The 22730-nt window shown below is 41.4% G+C and carries 17 protein-coding genes; 14 read left to right on the top strand and 3 right to left on the bottom strand.

Annotated elements, in window-relative coordinates:
- Positions 1-3 precede the first annotated feature (3 nt).
- The 11 genes from fabB (at position 4) to purF (ending at position 15918) form a co-directional block, all read left to right on the top strand.
- A complete protein-coding gene (fabB, locus tag C9J47_RS13335) occupies positions 4-1218 on the top strand; it encodes a beta-ketoacyl-ACP synthase I (protein ID WP_107253976.1) in 1215 nt (404 codons plus the stop codon).
- 415 nt (positions 1219-1633) lie between these two features.
- Entirely contained in the window at positions 1634-2800 is a 1167-nt protein-coding gene (locus C9J47_RS13330; RefSeq protein WP_107253975.1) for a nucleotide sugar dehydrogenase, read from the top strand.
- A gap of 59 nt (positions 2801-2859) precedes the next feature.
- Positions 2860-4035 (top strand): 4-phosphoerythronate dehydrogenase, encoded by a 1176-nt coding sequence (locus C9J47_RS13325; RefSeq protein WP_107253974.1) that lies wholly within the window; start codon positions 2860-2862, stop codon positions 4033-4035.
- Positions 4032-5045, top strand: coding sequence for an aspartate-semialdehyde dehydrogenase (locus C9J47_RS13320; protein ID WP_107253973.1), 1014 nt, complete (start codon positions 4032-4034; stop codon positions 5043-5045). The genes C9J47_RS13325 and C9J47_RS13320 overlap by 4 nt, the downstream gene beginning before the upstream one ends.
- 229 nt (positions 5046-5274) lie before the next feature.
- The gene (locus C9J47_RS13315) at positions 5275-9531 is read left to right on the top strand and encodes a FimV/HubP family polar landmark protein (protein ID WP_107253972.1); all 4257 of its coding nucleotides are present in this window, start codon (positions 5275-5277) and stop codon (positions 9529-9531) included.
- 121 nt (positions 9532-9652) lie between these two features.
- Entirely contained in the window at positions 9653-10438 is a 786-nt protein-coding gene (gene truA, locus C9J47_RS13310) for a tRNA pseudouridine(38-40) synthase TruA (RefSeq protein ID WP_107253971.1), read from the top strand.
- 230 nt (positions 10439-10668) lie between these two features.
- Positions 10669-11592 carry an acetyl-CoA carboxylase, carboxyltransferase subunit beta gene (gene accD, locus C9J47_RS13305; protein ID WP_107253970.1) on the top strand — a complete coding sequence of 308 codons (924 nt, stop codon included), beginning with the start codon at positions 10669-10671 and terminating at the stop codon, positions 11590-11592.
- A 228-nt stretch (positions 11593-11820) separates the two neighbouring features.
- On the top strand, positions 11821-13086 hold the full coding sequence (gene folC / locus C9J47_RS13300; RefSeq protein WP_107253969.1) for a bifunctional tetrahydrofolate synthase/dihydrofolate synthase: 1266 nt from the start codon (positions 11821-11823) through the stop codon (positions 13084-13086).
- A gap of 77 nt (positions 13087-13163) precedes the next feature.
- The gene (locus C9J47_RS13295) at positions 13164-13751 is read left to right on the top strand and encodes an SPOR domain-containing protein (protein WP_107253968.1); all 588 of its coding nucleotides are present in this window, start codon (positions 13164-13166) and stop codon (positions 13749-13751) included.
- A 64-nt stretch (positions 13752-13815) separates the two neighbouring features.
- Complete coding sequence (locus C9J47_RS13290) at positions 13816-14307, top strand: CvpA family protein (protein WP_107241473.1); 492 nt, start codon at positions 13816-13818, stop codon at positions 14305-14307.
- A gap of 93 nt (positions 14308-14400) precedes the next feature.
- Complete coding sequence (gene purF, locus C9J47_RS13285; protein ID WP_107253967.1) at positions 14401-15918, top strand: amidophosphoribosyltransferase; 1518 nt, start codon at positions 14401-14403, stop codon at positions 15916-15918.
- A gap of 113 nt (positions 15919-16031) precedes the next feature.
- Here purF and C9J47_RS13280 read toward each other — a convergent pair whose 3' ends face one another.
- Together C9J47_RS13280 and C9J47_RS13275 are read right to left on the bottom strand one after the other, a co-directional pair.
- Positions 16032-16631, bottom strand: a complete 600-nt coding sequence (locus tag C9J47_RS13280) for a Yip1 family protein (protein ID WP_107253966.1) — start codon at positions 16629-16631, stop codon at positions 16032-16034.
- Between the two features lie 245 nt (positions 16632-16876).
- Positions 16877-17755, bottom strand: coding sequence for a LysR family transcriptional regulator (locus C9J47_RS13275; protein WP_107253965.1), 879 nt, complete (start codon positions 17753-17755; stop codon positions 16877-16879).
- Between the two features lie 374 nt (positions 17756-18129).
- Here C9J47_RS13275 and C9J47_RS13270 point away from each other — a divergent pair, with 374 nt between their 5' ends.
- Positions 18130-19179: a response regulator gene (locus tag C9J47_RS13270; RefSeq protein ID WP_107253964.1), complete on the top strand. Its 1050-nt coding sequence runs from the start codon at positions 18130-18132 to the stop codon at positions 19177-19179.
- A gap of 119 nt (positions 19180-19298) precedes the next feature.
- Here C9J47_RS13270 and C9J47_RS13265 read toward each other — a convergent pair whose 3' ends face one another.
- Positions 19299-20684: a peptide MFS transporter gene (locus C9J47_RS13265; RefSeq protein WP_107253963.1), complete on the bottom strand. Its 1386-nt coding sequence runs from the start codon at positions 20682-20684 to the stop codon at positions 19299-19301.
- 406 nt (positions 20685-21090) lie between these two features.
- Between C9J47_RS13265 and rfaH the strand changes: the two genes are divergently transcribed.
- Positions 21091-21588 carry a transcription/translation regulatory transformer protein RfaH gene (gene rfaH / locus C9J47_RS13260; RefSeq protein WP_006232979.1) on the top strand — a complete coding sequence of 166 codons (498 nt, stop codon included), beginning with the start codon at positions 21091-21093 and terminating at the stop codon, positions 21586-21588.
- A gap of 211 nt (positions 21589-21799) precedes the next feature.
- A complete protein-coding gene (galU, locus tag C9J47_RS13255; RefSeq protein WP_107253962.1) occupies positions 21800-22708 on the top strand; it encodes a UTP--glucose-1-phosphate uridylyltransferase GalU in 909 nt (302 codons plus the stop codon).
- Positions 22709-22730: the final 22 nt, after the last annotated feature.

Raw genomic sequence — 22730 nt, 5'->3', positions numbered from 1 at the left:
ATCATGAAACGAGCCGTAATTACAGGCATGGGTATTGTATCCAGCATTGGTAACGACGTAAAAGAGGTGTTGGCATCTCTTAAAAGTGGTAAGTCAGGAATTAACTTCTCTGAGCAATTCGCAGAAAATAAACTGCGTAGTAATGTTTGGGGCGATTTGAAAATGAATCCGGCTGAACACATCGATCGTAAAAAAATGCGTTTCATGGGCGATGCAGCAGCATTTGCGTATTTGTCGATGGAACAAGCAATTGAAGATTCAGGTTTATCTGATGATCAAGTTTCTAATGACCGAACTGGCCTTGTAGCGGGTTCTGGTGGTGCGTCATCTTATAATCAGGTGGCAGCAGTAGATATTATTCGTAACAAAGGTGTGAAGCGTGTTGGCCCTTACATGGTACCTCGTACTATGTCTTCAACTGTTTCAGCTTGCTTAGCGACACCGTTTAAAATCCGTGGCGTGAACTACACCATGAGTTCAGCATGTGCAACATCTGCACACTGTATTGGTCACGCGGTAGAGCTTATTCAACTGGGTAAGCAAGATGTTGTTTTTGCTGGTGGCGGTGAAGAGCTTGATTGGTCGTTAACCATGATGTTTGACGCAATGGGCGCTTTATCAACCAAATACAACGACGACCCTTCAAAAGCGTCTCGTACTTATGATGCAGACCGTGACGGTTTTGTTATCTCTGGCGGCGGCGGTATGTTAGTGATTGAAGAGTTAGAGCATGCTCTTGCTCGTGGTGCGAAAATCTACGGTGAAGTCGTCGGTTATGGTGCAACGTCTGATGGCTACGATATGGTAGCACCATCGGGTGAAGGTGCCGTTCGCTGTATGAAGATGGCAATGCAAGATCTTGATGCGCCAATTGATTACATCAACACTCACGGTACATCAACGCCAGTTGGTGACGTGAAAGAGTTGGGTGCAATTCAAGAGTTATTTGGTGAAAATAGCCCAGCAATTTCGGCAACCAAAGCGATGACTGGTCACGCGTTGGGTGCTGCTGGTGTTCACGAAGCAATTTATTCGACGCTAATGCTGAATAATAACTTCGTTGCGCCAAGCATTAACATCGATAATCTAGACCCTGCAGCGGAAGGTTTGGATATCGTAACTGAAACCCGCGAAACTGAACTAAAGACAGTAATGTCAAATAGCTTCGGTTTTGGTGGCACTAACGCGACGTTAGTGATCAAAAAATACGAAGGTTAATTATGTGATTTTGGAAGTAGGGGGCTATACGTAATGTTATAGGCTCTTATTTTTGAAGGCAGTTTTCCGGGGTAGACACTGGCTAACCGTTTCTATTTTTACAGTAGAAACGGAACCATTCAAAGAGACGACTTTTAGCGGAGACATCTTTCGAGTGGTTACATAGCCAGTGCCTTAAATAAACAGACGCAACATTAGTTAGCATGAATGATATTTTCTTTTAAGGGAAGTGTCTATCTCTGGCTGCTAATGCTTTTACCTGGATTTTTTTAACCCGGCTATATGCCGGGTTTTTTTATATCAATTATTCTATTTTTGTTTGTGTTGAAATGTGTTCACCGACTGAGTGGCTACTTTTGGCTTGTTTGTTGATGTAATATAGCACCCGGAAAATATTCTATTTTGAGGTTTAGTAATGAAGATTACTGTTGTTGGTACTGGCTATGTTGGTTTATCAAATGCAGTGCTGTTATCTCAGCATAATGATGTAACAGCATTAGATATTGTTAAAGATAAAATTGAGTTAATCAACAAAAGACAGTCTCCGATTGTTGACAAAGAAATTGAAGAATATCTAGCAGAGAAAAATCTTAACCTTATTGCGACCACAGATAAAGCACAGGCCTACGCTGATGCTGAGTTTGTCATTATTGCTACGCCAACAGATTATGATCCGATTAATAATTACTTTGATACCTCATCGGTTGAAGCGGTTATTAAAGATGTGATCGCATTCAATCCTAATGCCGTCATGGTGATTAAATCAACAGTGCCTGTGGGTTATACCCAACGCATTAAAGAAGAATTAGGATGTGAGAATATTTTATTTTCACCAGAATTTCTTCGTGAAGGCCGAGCGTTATACGATAACCTTTACCCTTCACGCATCATTGTTGGTGAACGCTCTGAGCGAGCTGAAAGATTTGCTAAATTATTGGCTAATGGCGCTATTAAGGAAGATATTGACGTTCTTTTCACTGACTCAACAGAAGCAGAAGCCGTTAAGTTATTTTCGAATACTTACTTAGCATTGCGTGTGGCATATTTCAATGAATTAGATACTTATGCCGCGACGCATGGTTTAGATGCACGCCAGATTATTGAAGGGGTGGGGCTTGACCCTCGTATCGGCTCTCACTACAACAATCCATCGTTTGGCTATGGTGGTTACTGCCTACCTAAAGATACCAAGCAATTGTTGGCGAATTATCAAGAAGTACCAAATAACATTATTGGTGCCATTGTTGATGCAAACTCGACACGTAAAGATTTCATTGCCAATTCGATTATTCAAAAAAATCCCACTGTTGTTGGTGTGTATCGCTTAGTAATGAAAGCGGGGTCTGATAATTTCCGTGCATCTTCGATTCAAGGCATTATGAAGCGTATTAAAGCGAAGGGCATTAAAGTTGTCGTGTATGAGCCGGTATTGAGTGAAAAAGAATTCTATCGCTCTGAAGTGATTAAAAATCTTGAACAGTTTAAGCAAATGTCTGATGTTATTGTTTCAAACCGTATGGACGACGAGCTTAGTGATGTTGCTGATAAAGTATATACCCGCGATTTGTTTGGTTCAGACTAAATATTGGCGATAAACTAGTGTTTTGCCGACATCAATCTCATTTTTTTTCCGGAGATATAATGAAAATCCTTATCGATGAAAACATGCCTTATGCGGCAGAACTGTTTGGTCAGCTTGGTGAAGTGATAACTAAGCCCGGGCGCACGTTGTCAGCCGATGATCTCATTGATATCGACGCATTAATGATTCGCTCTGTTACTAAGGTAAACCATAACCTCATCAGCAAGGCCAATAAACTTCAATTTGTAGGTACTGCAACAGCAGGTCAGGATCACGTTGATCTGGCTTTGCTTGCTGAGCGAGGCATTACATTTACCTCGGCGCCAGGTTGTAACAAAGTAGGCGTTGCGGAGTACGTACTTAGTGCGCTAATGGTTATCGGTCAGCAGCAGGGTTTTTCAATTTTTGAGAAAACCATTGGCATTATTGGTGCGGGTAATGTTGGCAGTTATTTGGCGAAATGCCTTGATGCGCTAGGCATACGTTATTTACTGAATGACCCAATAAAAGAGCAAGAAGGGGATGCACGACAATTCCATTCATTAGAGGCAATTCAAGCCCAATGTGATGTGGTAACGGTACACACTCCGATCACTCGAGAAGGTGAATACCCAACCTACCATCTTATCAATAGTGCTTTTGTTGACGCTTTGCAGCCTGATGCGATTTTTATCAATGCGGCACGTGGCCCCGTTACCGATAATCAAGCCCTAAAGAAAGCGCTTCAATTATCGCAATCTGGTTTAGGTAAAAAATTAACGGCGGTGTTAGATGTTTTTGAGTTTGAACCACAAGTCGATTTAGAATTGTTACCTTTGTTAGCATTTGCAACACCACACATAGCGGGCTACGGTTTAGAAGGCAAAGCACGTGGGACGACCATGGTGTTTAATAGTTATTGTGCTTTTCTAAATATTGATCAGGCGGTGGAAGCATCTAGCTTATTGCCGATAGCACCCGTCCCCAATGTATCGTTAAGCCGTAAATGGGATGATGCGACATTATTTAGCTTAATCCAGTTAATTTACGATATTCGACAAGATGATGCCTTGTTTAGACGAAATATGCTGGAGACAAAAGGTAATGAAGCGCAAATGGCGACTGCATTTGATCAGATGCGTAAAAATTATTGGGATCGACGTGAATATAGTGCGATTACAGTAGCAGGAAAGGTCGATTTTGGGGTAGAGTCGCTGGCTAAATTAGGTTTTACAGTCGTAGAGGACATTCAATGAGTCAGGAATTTGATATAGCAGTACTTGGCGCAACAGGCGCTGTCGGTGAAGCTATCGTTCAGGTGTTAGAAGATCGTAATTTTCCTGTTCGTAATCTTTACTTGCTAGCAAGCGAAAATGGCGCAGGTAATGCGTTACGTTTTAATGGCAAATCAAAGTTAGTAAAGAACGTTGACGATTTTGACTGGAGCCAAGTACAGATTGCATTTTTCTCTGCGGGTGAAGAAGCGTCTGAATATTGGGCGCCAATTGCGACTGATCATGGCGTCATCGTAATTGATAACACCTCACTTTTCCGTTACGACCATGATGTACCACTTGTGATCCCAGAGGTTAACCCTCATGCGATTGCTGATTACCGTAACCGTAATATCATCGCGAACCCAAATTGTTCGACGATTCAAATGCTGGTAGCACTTCAGCCTATTCATGAAGCTTACGGTCTTGAACGTATTAACGTTGCGACTTATCAATCAGTATCTGGTTCAGGTAAAAAAGGGATTGATGAGCTAGCTGGCCAAACGGCAAAATTGTTGAACGGCCTTGCAGCAGAAACGAAAGTATACGATAAGCAGATTGCATTTAACTGCCTGCCACATATCGATGAATTCATGGACAACGGCTATACCAAAGAAGAAATGAAAATGGTGTCGGAAACACAGAAAATTTTGGGTGACGGCAATATCCGTGTTAACCCGACCTGTGTGCGTGTACCTGTTTTCTATGGCCATGCAGAAGCACTACATGTTGAAACAAGCCAACCTGTAAACATCGATGAAGCAACCCGCTTATTAGACGATGCAGAAGGTATTGAAGTGTTCCATAATAACGATTATCCAACGCAGGTGAGTGATGCGACGGGTAAAGATCATGTAATGGTGTCGCGTATTCGTGAAGATATCAGTCACCCATGTGGTCTAAACATGTGGGTTGTTGCTGATAATGTCCGTAAGGGTGCTGCGACCAACAGCGTTCAAATCGCCGAGCTACTGATTCGCGATTACATGTAAATAGAAATAGATGTGGGTAGCACGTGATGTGCTTCTCACAACTTCATTTTCATGATCCTTTAGGTAAAAGCGCTTTGACTGTCTTGACATTCGTTGTGTACAAGCAACAATCGTTAAAATCGACTTCAGTTATTTTTTGAAATGCCGATAGAAATTTGGATGAAAGCTTTTGCTTTAATTATTAGAAATAGCTTTCAATTTCATACCCTGCCAGAGAGGATAGCGGGCAGTGCCTAACCTACCTAAATTCGTAACACGCTTCATTTTACCGGTTGCCTTCGTAACAACAGTTTTTCAACTACCGGTGCAAGCGAATACAGTACGTATCATTGGCCCATCTGATGATGATCAGCCGTTTACTATTTCCGATCGTTATCGTGATACTGGGGGGGCAAATAGCTATTCCTCGTTAGCGAATAATCAAGCGAATAGTCTCTATGGCCCTACAATAGCCAATGAGACGTTATGGGGTATCGCCTCTCGTTATCGTCCGAACAATTCAGTTTCTATTTACCAAGTAATTGGCGCTATTCATCGTGCAAACCCGCAATCTTTTGAAAATAACAATATCCACGGGTTAGAACCTGGTAGCCAGTTACGCATGCCTACAATGGCGCAAATTCAACGTGAAGACGTTGCAAGTGTTAAGCGTCGTTTAGAGGCAGATCAACGTCGCCAAACACGATCAGCTTCGACGACATCTGGAACCTCTAGAGCGGTAAAACCGTCGACGCAATCAACCGCTCAAGTTGTCGCGACACCAATTGCAAAACCTGAAAAAGCAATCGTGGAATCGGTTACGCCACTGAAAGCCCGCTCTACATCGCAACAAAGCATATCAAAAGCCAGTGCATCGCAAAAAAGCACATCAGAACGGGCAGTGATACCCCCGAAACCTGAACCGACAGAGTTACAGGAACAGCTTGATGCTTCTGATGAACAGATGACTAAGCTGTTAGAAAGTAACCATTTGCTTCGTGTTCGTTTATCTGAAATGCAATATGAAGTTTCGGCACTAAAAGACCAAATCACCGACGATGAAGCATTACGTGGTGAGATTATAGGCTTCCTTGAGCAGCAAAAAGAACAGGCTCAAGTACAAACAACAGACACGGAACCGTCATGGTTTGATCAATTTATTTCTAATCCTTGGTTGTTGGCTGCGGCAGGGTTGATTCCTGGAGGTTTGATTGCGGGCGCGATAGCATTCTTCATGTTACGTCGTCGTAAGGATGACGAAGATTCAGATATTAAATCATTAGAAAATCAGGAAGGCAAAGAATTACCGATTGCACCTGCGCCATTAATGGCAGATACCACAGATAATGAATCTGATTTAATGTTAAGTGAAGATCAGGATATTGATGATCTATTTGCTTCCGATGATTCTCTGTTTGGCAACCCTGAAGAAAGTTTGTTTGATAATGATACGAATCCTGCATCCAGCGAAATGCTAGATGATACGGCAAGTTTAGATTTATCTTCTGATCTGGATGATGAGTTTGGTTTAGATCTTGATAGCAATAGTGGGCTTTCATCGCGCAGTATTTCAGTTAAAGGCGATGATCAGGCGATTGGTCTTGAAGATATGGAGCGTGCTCTCGATCAAATGGAGCCATCTTCAGAGCTAAGTTCAGATGAAGCACTTGCCGCAATGTGGGAGAAATCACTGCAAGAGCAAGCGGATGATGAGCCAGACTTTGATTTATCTGATGATGCCGACAATGAATTTGATTCTGATTTGATGAGCAGTAATAGTATTGAGGATGGTCTGTTAGATCAGTCTATTCTTGATGATCTACTAGCGGAAGTTGAAGCAGAAAATGAAAACGAAGATACAAAGAATAATACGACTGCGTTTTCAGAAACGCTAGAAGCGAATATAGAAGAAAGTGCAGCATCCAATGCTGAGGAAGTTGTTGATCAAAGTGAATTGGATGCATTATTCGATTCGTTTGATAGTTCAGATACTGATTTATCATCAGAAAATGGTAACAGTGATGACGCTGAACAAGCTGCGGTTGATCAAGCGCTTGCTGACGCTGAAGCCATGTTTAATCCGGCGGTGGTTACTGAAAGTGACTATTTTTCAGCACAAGAAAATGATGTAGCAGAAGAAAGCACAGCTCAACAAACTGATTTTGATTTGAACTCTGAAGCAGATGTCATTGATGAGTTGATATTTGAAGAAGGAAGTACTGCATTACTTGATGATATTGTTGAAGATGATGAATTTAGCAGTGATATCGAAATTGAAGAAAATAGTACGGCATTACTCGACGAGTTGTTATCAGACGGCAGTGCTGACGACGCAGAATTAACGTCAACAATTGAAATTGATGAAAATAGCACCGCCTTACTTGATGAATTAATTGGTGATGCTGAAGTAGATACAGATGATGATACTGATATCGACGCCAATTCTTTTTATGAAGAAGAATTAGAAGATAATACTGAACTTGACCAGCTGATCATCGATGAAAATAGCACAGACTTACTCGATGAAATCCTTGAACACAAAAATCACGTAATAGATGCTGACGATAAGGTTGCCGCTGGTCACCTTACTGAGCCTAACTTGCTCGATGATAGTATTCAGGATGAGTTCAGTGATCCTGAGTTTGAAAATGCATTATCAACACCTTTACAAGAGCAGCAAGGTTTAGGCAAAGAAGAAGTAACCAATAAGCCTGATGCTGATTTTCCAGAATCAGAAGCTGCAACATTTGATGCCATTTTAAATGAAGCATTGCATCCAGATGATGTGGCAAAAATAGCGCCAGAAAAAACAGTTTTGGAGTCGACTACAGATAAGTCATCCACAGAAGAATCCGCCGACGATATTGATACATTGCTTAGCGATATTGACCATGTGATCAATGAAATAGATGCTGAAGAGTCTGAAGATAAAGATGTTGAAACCATTGAGCGTAGTGTTTCCGATTTACTTGAAGAGCTAGATGCAGCAGAAGCTCTTGTTGCTGAAAATGAAAATGAAAATGAAAATCAAAGCGAAGAACAGCCAATTGTCGATTTAGATGATTTTCCTATTTTTGATGAAGAAGCGGCATTATCTGAATTAGACGAAAGATCACCTGCTAAAGATTCAAATCCTATTGGTTCTCAGATAGGGGAATCGCTCTCTGTTGAGGAGTTACCTGAGTTTGATGAAGATACCGCCTTCAATGATCCTGAAGCTGATACATTAGAAGAGGATCTTTCATTATTATCAGAAGATGATGAACGCATTGCGCTCGATAACGTTGTTAAAAATTTGCAACAAGCGGTAGAAGCCTCTGAATCTTACGGTAATAACGTTGCTCAACCGCCACGAGCTGAAACATCCTTTGAGCATGAGCATGAGCATGAGCATGAGCATGAACCTGCATTTGAAGCGATTGATCCAACTACACTGCCTGAATTCAGTGAAGATGATGCATTGCAAGCATCGCTTGAAGAACAGAATGAGCTTGAACAGTACGAATTAGAACAAGGCCTTAAGGCTAAGTCTCCCGTTACACAAACAGCTCCACAGAGCGCGACTGACTCCCAAGTGAATGCGCGCTTTCAAGAACCCGCCGCTGATATGTTCGATGAAGATTTTGTCGATTCAGCAGGGTTAGACATGGAAGCACTGCTTACTGAACCTGCAGCTACGTTTACAGAAGCGATGTTTACAGAAACGTTGGGTGAACAAGCTATGCATGAATCAGCTATGGGTGAACAAGTCATCGCTGAACAGCTAGCTGAAGATAAGGAACAGAGCCCACAAAAATCCGACGTTGAACTTGATGATCCGATAGTGCCAGAGCATACCAAAGAGGATGCAAAGGTAAGTGTAAATCAAGAAATTGAAGCCGCAGAACGTGATGGATTATTATTTGATGAGCCGTTAGGTAACACTGAGCAAGATCTAGATTTTAATAGTCTTGATTTCATGAATAGCGACATGATTGAAAATGATGCTATTGATTTATCTGTACCAGAAGAAGACGCTGCTGTTTGGGCTGGCTCAACACCTGAACCTGAACTGGAAAGTGAAGATTGGTCTATTCAGCCCGAGATGCAAGTTGAAGATGTCACCTCGGTTGATCCTGAATCATTAATTGAAGAAAGCGAAGAGCCTGCTTTAACGTTTGCAGAGCCAGCCAGTGTTTTACTGGATGAAGAAGAACCGCTCGCTTCTCCTTACATCAGCATTGATGAGCTAATGAAAGAAGAAGAACTCACTAACCCTGTTGATTTAGATACAGAGCCGCTAAACCTTGAGGTAGGATTGGATGAGTTCCCTGATGTACTTGCTGGCATAGAATCTTACGATGTTGATAGTCATGGTGAATATTCAAGTAAATTGGATCTCGCAAAAGCCTATTTAGAAATGAATGATGCTGAAGGCGCAATAGGTCTACTTGAAGAAGTTGCCCAAAAAGGTGACTCAGTAAGTCAGCGTGAAGCAACGAAATTATTAACACAATACAAGCGTTAACCCTTTAATATCCCCTTAGGCGAGCTATCAAGCGTCTAAGGGGCTTCTTTTCCTACACTCTATTCCTTATAATCCCTTCCTTTGAAATTGGCCATGCGCCGCTCTGAGAACGAATTTAATTATGCGAATAGCTTTAGGTATTGAGTATGACGGTGCAAAGTACTGTGGTTGGCAACGTCAAGTCGATGTAGATAGCGTACAAGAACGCTTAGAAAAGGCGCTATCGCATATCGCAAATAAACCGATTGCCGTATTTTGTGCAGGGCGAACTGATACAGGTGTTCACGGCACGGGGCAAGTTGTTCACTTCGATGTTGATGTTGACCGTCAAATGGTAGCATGGACGATTGGTGTTAATGCGCATTTACCTCGTGATATTTCCGTTCGTTGGGCAACGCAAGTGAGTGATGATTTTCATGCCCGCTTTAGTGCAACAGCACGTCGCTATCGTTATATCATCTATAATAATGCACTACGTCCCGCTATTTTTGGTGTTGGTGTTAGCCATTACCATGGGCATTTAGATGAAAAGAAAATGCACGAAGCTGCACAGTACTTAGTTGGGGAGCATGATTTTACGTCAGTACGTGCGAGCCAGTGCCAATCTCGTAGCCCATGGCGTGCGATGAAGCATGTAAATGTCAGCCGTCAGGGTGATTTCGTCATCATTGATATCAAAGCGAATGCTTTTGTCCATCATATGGTACGTAATATTGCGGGTAGTTTAATTCGCGTTGGTCGTGGTCAAGAAACACCCGAATGGATGAAGTGGGTACTGGAACAAAAAGATCGTCGTGTGGCGGGTGAAACGGCAAAAGCTGCTGGATTATACTTGGTTGCCGTTGATTATCCTGAAGAATTTGGTTTACCAAGTTCGCCATTAGGGCCTATTTTCCTGCCAGACTAACCGTTTTTAGACGAATATTATTACTGGATTACAGGTTAGCATCGTCCGTATTGTTGATAGAGCAGTGCATGTTTTTTTGAATTAAGTACTGTATTTTTGGGATCTCGCATAAGGTACAACCAGTTTTTTATCTACAGACTGGCAACTTTGTGCTTTAATTCCCCTCTTATAATTATTGAATTTGTATCCTCGGCGTAAAATAAGCGGGGGAATTAAATTAAAGGTCATTCATGAGCTGGCTTGAAAAGATTCTAACTAAAAGCAATATTGTCTCTTCTCGTAAAGTGTCAATCCCTGAAGGGGTTTGGACTAAATGTACTTCGTGCGAGCAAGTGCTTTATCACGCCGATCTGGAACGTAACCTAGAAGTTTGTCCAAAGTGCGATCATCATATGCGAATGAAAGCTCGTCGTCGTCTTGAAACGTTTCTTGATACGGAGAGTCAAGTGGAGTTGGCTGCAGAGCTAGAGCCAAAAGACATATTAAAATTCCGTGATTCTAAGAAATATAAAGATCGTATTTCTGCCGCTCAAAAATCAAGTGGTGAAAAAGACGCACTTATCGTAATGAAAGGTACATTGCTAGAGCAACCGATTGTTGCTTGTGCATTTGAGTTCTCTTTCATGGGCGGCTCTATGGGCTCCGTTGTTGGTGCTAAGTTTGTTCGTGCTGTTAATGAAGCCATCGAAAGCAATTGTGGATTAGTGTGTTTTTCTGCCAGTGGCGGTGCACGCATGCAAGAAGCCTTGACGTCACTGATGCAAATGGCGAAAACGAGTGCAGCATTAGAGCGTTTATCTGCAAAAGGTTTGCCGTTTATTTCCGTATTGACAGACCCAACAATGGGCGGCGTATCAGCTAGCCTTGCAATGTTAGGTGATATTAATATCGGTGAGCCAAAAGCATTGATTGGTTTTGCTGGCCAACGCGTTATTGAGCAAACAGTACGTGAAAAACTTCCTGAAGGTTTCCAGCGTAGTGAATTCCTGCTTGAGCATGGTGCAATTGATATGATTGTTAACCGTCGTGAAATGCGCCAGCGTATTGGTGGTCTTGTTGCTAAAATGACCAACCATTCTTCACCTTTAGTTGTGCCTATTGAACAACCTAAACTGGAAGAAAGTGCACCAGAGCAAGCAAAAGAACAAGAATAAGCCATTCGTTTATTCTTGTTGTTCGAAAATTGTTTAGTATTGAATAGAAAGCGCCTGTTGAATGTATTCAACAGGCGCTTTTTTATATCAATAATTTGAGGCTTTTTAATCAGAAAATGTTTCAAAATGCTAGCAGTAACAATTTATTAGTTTGTTTGGATTAATTTAACGACAGTTCAGTGTTAGATTAGACGCTCCAATGGGTATCAATAAGTGAATATATCACCAATGTCTGGATTGACTGCACCACATGCCACAGCCTCTTTGCCTTCATGGCTGACCTATTTAGAAAAACTTCATACCAGCGCGATTGATCTAGGGTTAGATCGTGCGTTTGCTGTCGCTCAAAAAGAGCAATTGATCAAACCAGCAGGGCGGGTTATTACCGTTGCGGGAACGAACGGGAAAGGGTCTACCTGCGCCATTCTTGAAGCGATATTGATTGATGCGGGCTACAAGGTAGGGGTTTACAGTTCACCTCACCTTATTCGTTACAACGAACGTGTTCGTATTAATGGACAAGAACTTGATGACAGTTACCACAGTGCTGCCTTTGCTCATATCGAACAAGCCCGTGGTGACATCAGTTTAAGTTTATTTGAATTTGGAACATTAGCCGCACTGCATTTATTTAAGCAGCAGCGTGTTGATGTAGTGATTCTAGAAGTTGGCTTAGGTGGACGACTAGATGCAACTAATGTTGTCGATCACGATGTTTCTGTTATTACCAGCCTAGCTGTTGATCATGTTGATTGGCTTGGTGATGATATTGAAGTTATTGGTTTTGAAAAGGCGGGTATCTTCCGTTCTGAAAAGCCAGCGATTTGTGGGCAACCTAACCCTCCTGCAAGCGTGCCAGCTCACGCCGATGATATTGGGGCTGAGCTTTATCAGGTTGGTTACCAGTTCAGCTATGAGCAGCAAGGAGATACTTGGAGCTGGAATTGTGGGGCATTTGATTTAACAGATTTACCTATACCAGCATTACCACTTCCTAATGCCGCGACAGCACTAATGGCGCTGGGTACTGCAGAGCTTGAGATTAGTGATAAGAATATCGCAGCAGGCTTGGCTAAAGTATCGTTGCCTGGCCGTATGGAACGGGTGAGTGAGTCACCACTAGTGTTGATGGATGTGGCACATAATCCTCATTCAGCTGAGTACTTTTCATCACAATTAACGCAGTTAAAATTACGCGAAAACAAAACGCGTATTCATGCGGTTGTGGCGATGCTGCACGATAAAGATATTGCTGCAACAATAGATGAGATGAAAGGCATTGTTGATATGTGGTATCCCGCATCTTTGGAAGGTCCGCGTGCTGCGAAAGCCGATGAGATTATCAGCCACTTATCAATCGATGTAACAGGCTTTGCCTCTCCAGAGTTGGCATTTGACGCAGCCTTAACACAAGCAGCATCAGACGATGTGGTAATCGTCTTTGGCTCGTTTTACACTGTCGGTCAAGTATCGAGTTATCTCTCTCATCGTTAGTCTCTTTGTGATTAATGAACAGAGACATTTTCGCAGAAATTTTTTTGCGATTAGCCCCAGAATAAACAGGAGTATATGTGGCGAGTAAATTTCAAAATCGTCTGATTGGTACCATTGTTTTAGTTGCTATTGGTGTGATTTTTTTACCTGATTTATTTGATGGAAAAAAAGAGCATTACCAAGAGCAATTTGCCAGTATTCCTTTACAGCCTGACATTGCAGATCAGGAGGAATACGCTGTTATTCCTGAACCTGAATTTGAAGATGTTATACTGCCGCAAGAACCGGTATCGGCCGTTATTGGTGACGAAGGGTTTAAACTTACGTCTGATTCAAAAATGGCTGCTGTGGTAAAAAGTGCTGAACCTTTAGCGGTGAAACCACAGCCCGTTGAGCTACCAAAGACAAACAATGTAAACAGTGGTTGGGTTGTACAGCTTGGCGTTTTCCGTAATTTTGAGAACGCGCATAGGCTGGTGGCTGATTTACGCAAAGCGGGATTTCAAGCGCATGTATTTCCTAAACAACCAAAATCGGGTGACTTGGCAAGAGTCGTTGTTGGTCCTGATGTCTCGAAAGATAAACTTTCTGACCAAGCTGTTCAATTGGAAAAATTAACCGGATTAAAAGGCCAATTGGTTAGATTTAACCCATTAAATCCTTAGGTAAACGTTTGCGTTCTCATTTTTTCTGTTAGAATACGCATCAACAAGACGATATATATAAATGATGATCTGGATAGATTACGTAATTTTAGGTGTGATTGGCTTCTCTGCACTGGTCAGTTTGATCCGTGGATTTGTTAAAGAAGCTTTATCGTTAGTTATTTGGTTTGCTGCCTTTTTCATTGCAAGCAACTTCTATAATCAGTTGGCGGCTTACTTTACCAATATTCAGGACGACACGTTGCGAAATGGTAGTGCGATTGCTGTCCTGTTCATTTCAACGCTGGTTGTTGGCGCGGTAGTGAACTACGTTATTGGGCAACTCGTACAGAAAACAGGTTTGTCTGGTACAGACCGTGTACTCGGCGTTGTATTTGGTGGTGTGAGAGGGGTACTCATTGTATCTGCCATACTATTTTTCATTGATACCTTTACTGGATTTTCAAGTGCTGATTGGTGGAAAGCGTCAGAACTGATTCCTCAGTTTGGTATGGTGATTGAATGGTTCTTTTCATATATCAAAGATACATCAAGTTTTTTACCCGGCGCACTGTAGCGTCGGCTTCTTATCAATTGTATGTGGCAACAGTGTTACTTATGCTATTGCTGCGCACAATCTGATATTTAATGCGTGACGAGGATTTAGGACATGTGTGGTATTGTCGGAATCGTGGGGTCTACCCTAGTAAACCAGTCTATCTATGATGCACTGACCGTGTTGCAACACCGTGGTCAAGATGCTGCCGGTATTGTTACTCTGGAAAGCAATCGTTTCCGTCTGCGAAAAGCGAATGGACTTGTTCGTGATGTGTTTGAAGCTAGACACATGCAGCGTCTTCAAGGGAATGTGGGTATTGGTCATGTACGTTACCCAACAGCAGGAAGTTCTAGTGCTTCAGAAGCTCAACCATTTTATGTGAATTCACCTTACGGTATTTCTTTGGCACATAATGGTAATTTAACAAATGCTGCTGAAGTTAAAGAATCTTTATTTACCCATGCACGTCGTCATGTTAATACAACATCAGATTCTGAAATTCTGTTGAATGTATTGGCAAATCAACTCGAACTGTCTAACTCTTACCCTTTGAAACCTGAAGATATTTTCACTGCGGTACGTGAAGTTCATCGACATGTAAAAGGTGCATATGCGGTTGTTGCTATGGTGATTAGCCACGGTTTAATTGCATTTCGTGACCCACACGGCATTCGTCCTTTATGTATTGGTAAGCGTGACATTGATGGTTCAACAGAATATATGGTTGCTTCTGAATCTGTTGCACTTGATGCAGTAGGTTTTGATTTCATGCGTGATGTTGCGCCTGGCGAAGCCGTATATGTTACTTTTGATGGTCAATTATATACTGAGCAATGTGCTGATAACCCTGTATTAAATCCGTGTATTTTTGAGTTCGTCTATTTTGCTCGTCCAGATTCATTCATGGATAAAGTCTCAGTTTATAGTGCACGAGTGTGCATGGGACAGAAATTGGGTGAGAAAATCAAGCGCGAGTGGGATGATCTGGATATTGATGTTGTTATTCCTATTCCAGAAACATCATGCGACAGTGCATTAGAAATCGCACGTACAATCGACAAACCTTATCGTCAGGGTTTTGTGAAGAACCGTTATGTTGGCCGCACATTTATCATGCCTGGTCAGCAAATGCGCCGTAAATCAGTTCGTCGTAAATTGAATGCGATCCGTTCTGAATTTAAAGGCAAGAATGTACTATTAGTCGATGATTCTATTGTTCGTGGTACAACATCTGAACAGATCATTGAAATGGCACGTGATGCAGGGGCCAACAAAGTGTACTTAGCATCAGCTGCACCAGAAGTACGTTTCCCTAATGTATATGGTATTGATATGCCATCGGCAAATGAGTTAATCGCCCATGGTCGCGAAGTTGACGAAATCAGTAAAATGATTGGTGCTGATGGCCTTATTTTCCAAGATCTGGAAGACTTAGTGGCAGCGGTAGCTGAAGGGAATCCTGATATTAAATTATTCGAAACGTCGGTATTTAATGGCAGTTATGTAACGGGTGATATTGATCAACAGTACCTTGAGTTCTTAGATTCGTTACGTAATGAAGACTCTAAAACTCAACGTGAAATTCAGCAAGATCTTGCTAATCTAGAGCTTCATAACGAAGGCGTTTAATTAGCGCTGAGTGATCAAGCTTGATATATAAAAAAGTTTGAAATAAAAAAAGCGAAGCCAAGAGCTTCGCTTTTTTGTCTGTAGAATTTAGCTTGCCGTTTGAATGGAGGCCTTTAATGGCTAAATTGTGGGCCTAAACCGTATTCCCATAGGATCACAGAGCCAGCTAAAATTGATACTAATAAAACCAAACCACAGGTTACAATCGAACTGGAATAAATGAATCCACGCTCTTCTGGTATGTGCATAAGAATTGGTACACCTGTATATAAAAGGTACACCGAGTAAGCAATACCCAGCAAACCAGCAATCATTAGAAACCAGATGTGCGGATATAAGGCAGCGATACTGATCATAAACAGTGGTGTGGCAGTATAGGCTGCAAGCTCAAGTGCTTGTGTATAGCTTGGTGTAGAACCAAAGGTATGGCTCATCCAATACGATAAATAGGCGAGTGCAAACACCCCCACAACTAATGCGAAATACATAGCAATCGACATGCTAAGTGCACTTGCTTGGGTTAAGTAGATAGGTTGACCAACACCTATTTTCCAACCAATAAACACACTAGAAATAAACGCAAATAGAGGCGGTAAAGTGGCAATAATAAGAATGTGACTGAGACTTTTTGTAACTCCCTCATGTTCCTTGTCAATTGTGCGCCACTCTTGTTTAGGGTGGGTGTAAATTCCAAATAAATGTCCCAAAATCATAACGTTTCCTCGTTAAAAAGTGCCAGCCGAGCACATAACTATCGTTAGATATTCGATGTTGAAAGGCAAAGTTGCGCATTTCACTACTATTAACATTTAGTCGGAGATTGGGAAGTTAGCAAGGAATGGCGTTATTCAAGGAATAAAAAAGCCAATTGGCAATACCAACTGGCTTCATAAAAGCGTCAACCTATTTAGGACTAGACAACATTAACCTATTTTTTGAATTAAACTAAGAATTATAGTTAGCTTAATGCATAAAAGTCGCTTGCAAATTCAATGAATAGACGAAGCTTTTCTGGTTGGTAATCTCGATGGTTGTAAAGAAGATAAACTTCACGAGGGTTCGCTGACCAGTTATTCAGAATGCGTACAAGCTCGCCAGACTCAATGTATTGCTCTAGCATTACATCTGGCATGAGTGTAATACCTAAACCTGCGCAGCATGCCTTACGAACGACATCAAGCTGATTAGCTTCAAAGAGACCACGTTCATTGATAGCAACGGTATCACCATTATGATCTGAGATACGCCAACGAAGCAGTGGATTGCCTTTTAGCAAGGTATGATCATGAAGGTCTTGAGCATGTTTAGGTTCTGGATTGTTTTTGAGATAGGTAGGGCTCGCAACCAGAATATCTTTTACTGCGCTAATACGGCGGGCGATAAGCGTAGAATCACGCTGTGGACCAACTCTAAACATAATATCCCAATCAGTTGGATCTAACTGTTCGGGCTCACTACTCATATGTAATTCAATGCTGATAGCTGGGTGCTTTAGCATAAATGCATTCAACATTGGCTGCAGTAGCACTTTCGTTAAATTAGACGGTGCAGCTATTTTTAACTTACCAGCAGCGCCTTTACATTCTTCACTAATGTGCTCCGTCGTATCAACAAGCTGTTGAAGTAAGGGGGCACAATCATCATAAAACTTTTGTCCAGCTTCTGTTAATGACAGTTTACGAGCGTGACGGTTGAGTAATCGAAGATTCAAACATTCTTCTAGAGCTTGAATACGACGGGTCAGAGTTGCTACCGGCACTTGTGTTTTACGAGAGGCACCTGTGTAGCTGCCATTCTCGACTACCATGCGGAATAAATTCAAATCATCAAGTTTCATATGGGATCATTTTTGAAAACTCATTACAAGGAATTGTATAACAAAATGTTTAAAAATATGATGCTTATCTTAAAGTTTTTAATTTAAATTGCAGGTGAGCGTTTTTATGCTCTTAAGTTGATGATTAATTTTTATAAAAATGTCTGTTTTTTTGATGTAGTCTGCAGAAATGAGTACTTTTTACTGTTCTTTATCTTCCCTTCCTGACGAATGGGTATTTTCATCCTATGCTTCTGATAGGAAGATTAATAACCTTACCACCCTAATGTACTTTATTATTGATATAGGCATTTGATTAAGCTGCAGTTAATCTAAACTCATTGAGTTGATTGAATTTCATGCTACTTGATGCTGTTCTGTGGAGGATACTCTCATTGCTTGAGGGGAAAGATGTACTCGTTGTTGAGGATGACCCCGTTTTTCGGCACATGATCTGTGGCTTTCTAAAGAGCCAAGGATGCATGGTGCGTGAAGCAGAGGATGGATTAAAAGGGCTTCAAGCATTACGTGAAGTGATTCCTGATATATTGTTATGCGATCTTGCGATGCCTATTTTGTCAGGCATGGAATTTGTCGAAGAAATATCGATGCAGTATCCGATGGTGCCAGTCATTGTTATCTCTGGTACGGGGGATATGGCAGATGTTGCGACGGCATTACGGCATGGTGTCAAAGATTTTTTGATAAAGCCACTCGATAATATCATGGTATTAAAGGCGTCTCTTTTATCTGTGCTTAAGGCGCAAGACTCTTCTGAAGAAGGCAGAGATTTCACGAACCAATGGTTCGGTGCTGGAGAAGATAAAAGCGTTATTGATGAAGAGCTTGAATGGCATATTCAAGAATTGCAAGACAACCCAACTATTGCCAGAGAGTTATTAGTTGGATTGATGCCCGAAACTGAATCAAAATTTGGTGATTGGCAGATTAATTATTGCGTACTTCAATCTATAGACGTGCAACCTGTTTTGCTCGATTACACGTGGTTAATGGATGGGCGGTTAGCGTTTTACTTAGTGGATTCGGCATCTGATAGTGAGCAAGGTACAGCAACCACATTACTTATACGTGCGCTGTTTAATGACTATATTCGTACTCGAATGGCAGATGAAAATAATTTAAATCACCTTATTCAGCTAATTGAAAAGGGGATGAAGCATTCTGACTATTCTTCGCCGATTAAAGGTTTATTCGGAATATTTAGTGCTTGTGATCGTAGCTTGAATGTTATTTCTGCAGGCTTAGGCGCGGTATTACAAACCAGTGAAGAAACAACATCTATCATGGCACAACCATGGCTTGGTCAAGGTGCCATAAATAATGACACTATTCATTTATCATTATCAGACTTTGGTGGCAGATTATCTTTAAGTGAAATAGGTTCGGCAAGTTTCAGTGTCACACTAAAGCGACTGGAAACGTGATAAGTGATATAGAGAAAGGGGTAGAGAAAGCGTCTATCGACATTATACGAAATGAAGTAGGGCGAGTAGTAAGAATCGGGATTCTAACACTCGCCCTAGTTTAAGCTAAAAACTATGAATTATGCTTCTACAGCTTTACCATTCACATCTTCAACTGCTTTTCCTTCTGCACCATGCATCCAACGAACAAGTTGGTTTGAGCAAAGAAGCAGTAATACACCTGCAATTGTTGCAGCAATTGCGATACCGCTGAATATAGCCATTGGACCTGATTCACCCATTAATGAACCAATAATACCAGCGACATAGTTAGCAACCGCATTGAAGCCAAACCATGTACCCATCATTAATGATGCTAAACGTAGCGGCGCAAGCTTAGTAACCATGGATAGACCAATAGGTGATAGACATAGCTCTCCAAGTGTATGGAAGAAATATGCACCGACTAACCATAGCATTGATGTTTTCACTGTGATGTCGCCACCTTGCTGCATTACTGCGCCCATCATGAATACAAAGCCGATTGCAAGGAAGAATAAGCCCATTGCGAATTTGACTGGAGAGTTCGGCTCTTTAGGACCCATCTTCACCCAAAGTGCTGCAATGATCGGCGCTAATGTAATAACGAAGAATGGATTTAATGATTGGAACCAAGCTGCTGGCACTTCAAAACTACCAATCATGCGATCAGTATATTGTTGTGAGAAGATGTTCATCAAACCGCCAGCCTGCTCAAAGCCAGCCCAGAAGATAACAACAAACAAGCCCATAATCATGATGACTTTTAGTCGGTCACGTTCTTGTGTGGTTAATGGCTCTTTTTTACCTGATTTATTCATTTCAGCAGCGCGTTTAGCGGCGGGTACTTTACCAATGTTACCAAGAATACGTTCAGCAAAAATAAGTTGAGTGACTAAGCTGATAACCATACCAATACCAGCGGTAAGGAACCCGGCTTTCCAGCCATAATTCATTGATGCAGTACCAGCAATAATACCTGCTAATAAAGAACCAAGGTTGATTCCCATATAGAAAATAGTGAATGCACCGTCACGACGATGATCGCCATCTTGGTAAAGATCGCCAACCATTGTTGAAATATTTGGCTTGAAAAGACCATTACCTACAATTAATAGCGCAAGGCCTAAATAGAATGCCGTTACTGCATTAGGGTCAATCATGCTGTGCGGTAATGCCAGTGTAAATTGACCTAAGGCCATTAATACACCACCAATAATAATTGAACGTCGTTGACCTAAGAAGTTATCAGCAATCCATCCACCAATTAAAGGGGTGATGTAAACAAGGCCGGTGTAGATGCCGTATAGGTTAAGCGCGTCTTGTGTCGACCATCCTAGGCCGCCGTTGATGGTTTTATCTGTAAGGTATAGAACTAAAATTGCGCGCATGGCGTAATATGAAAAACGTTCCCATAATTCGGTACCAAACAGAAGAAACAAACCTTTTGGATGACCTAATAAGTCACCGCTACTACGATTGTTCATAATTATTCTCTATGTTTTATTATTTATGTGTTTGCTAATGCTGCTAGTTTTATAAAGCACAAACTTTTACTCTGCAAGTTTTCACAATCTTGAAATATAACCCCAACATTGTAACTTGTTGTTTTTTAATGAGTTGTGGCTTATTTGTACAAAGGTGGAAACTAAGTTCTCTCCAGCTTATATGAAAGATAATCCTTGCTAACAATTATTATATGGATTATTAATCTTGGTTTTTGTTTTTATATGGTGTTATATGTTGATATTTTTGATAATTCATTATTGTTACATTTGTAACATCTTAAGAGAGATGAAATCAAAAGCATCAAAATGGATACATATTTTGAGTTGTTCTTTATGCGGGAATTATTATAATTTGATGCAGCGTATGTAGATTGCAGAGATTGTTATGAAAGATTGGTTCCTTCTTTACTGTAAGCGAAGTGAGCAAGAGCGTGCGGTTATAAATTTGGACAGGCAAGGTGTCGAATGTTATTACCCTCAAGTTAGCGTGAATAAAATTGTGCGTGGTAAACGAGTTGAAACCAGTGAACCCCTCTTTCCTAGCTATATTTTTGTGTATTTTGACCCTGAACATTTAAGCTACACAACGGTACGTTCTACGCGTGGTGTTGCTGATTTCATCCGACAAGGTGCCCGGCCGCAAATGGTTCAGCAAGAGCTGGTATATGGTTTGATGATGAATGAAAACTGTGAAGATCACCAAGCTAAGCTCTCTAGTTTACCTATTCCTGGTGAGTGCCTACAGCTAAAGCAAGGGCAATTTAAGGGGATAGAAGCGATCTACCAAGAAGCAGATGGTGAAAAACGATCATTTATGTTGATTAATCTATTGGGTAAACCTGTAAAAGTCAGTGTTGAAAATGAAGATATCGTAAAAGATTAATTCTTGAGAGGCCCGTAAGTTTCAAATGAAATTTACGGGCTTTTTTATATAAAAAAGACAAAAAAGAGCAAGGCTTGTATAGTTGGGACATTAAAAGCGATGAATGAAACAGTGACACATAACTTTAATTACCGCTTATAAAAATCAGCATGATGGCATTGGTGCTGCTTTGGGTGTCACCAACATCTTTTGAAAATTAATGGAATTGATAATGAAGAATACTTCCCTTGTTCGTAAAGCCGTTATCCCTGTTGCGGGTCTTGGTACACGTATGTTGCCAGCAACGAAGGCTATCCCGAAAGAGATGTTGCCTATTGTTGACCGTCCTTTGATCCAATACGTGGTAAACGAGTGTGTTGCAGCGGGTATTAAAGAAATTATCTTGGTTACCCATTCATCAAAGAACTCGATTGAAAACCATTTTGATACCTCTTTTGAATTGGAAGCGACATTAGAGAAACGTGTTAAGCGTCAACTACTTGAAGAAGTACAAAGTATTTGTCCTAAAGATGTAACGATCATGCACGTCCGTCAGGGTCAAGCCAAAGGTTTAGGCCATGCGGTGCTAAGTGCGCACCCGTTAGTGGGGGATGAACCTTTTGCTGTTGTTCTACCTGATGTTGTTCTTGATGATGTTGCCAGTGATTTACGCACTGAAAATATGGCTGCAATGATTGCAGCGTTCAATGACACAAAAATAAGCCAAGTAATGGTAGAGCCCGTTCCAATGGCTGATGTATCGAGTTACGGTGTTGCTGATGTCAGCGGCGTTGACTTAAAGCCGGGTGAAACCGCAGCAATGACTAAAGTGGTAGAGAAACCAGCGCTTGAAGATGCTCCCTCAAACCTTGCGATAGTGGGGCGTTACGTGCTTCCTGCTGAAATTTGGAGAATGCTAGAACGTACCCCTGTTGGCGCAGGTGATGAAATTCAGTTAACAGATGCTATTGATATGCTGATGGAGTCTCAGCAAGTTAATGCGTTCCATATGTCAGGAAAGAGCCATGATTGCGGTACTAAGCTTGGTTACATGCAGGCTTTTGTTGAATATGGTATTCGCCATAATAGCCTTGGTGATGATTTCAAAGCCTATCTAAAAGACATGGTTAAAACACTTTAAATGGGAAATGGCGAGAGGCCCA

The organism is Photobacterium indicum (genome assembly GCF_003026215.1).
GTDB lineage: Bacteria > Pseudomonadota > Gammaproteobacteria > Enterobacterales > Vibrionaceae > Photobacterium > Photobacterium indicum.
The sequence above is the reverse complement of the archived record's forward strand: the minus strand, read 5'-3'. Positions and strand labels throughout refer to the sequence as shown.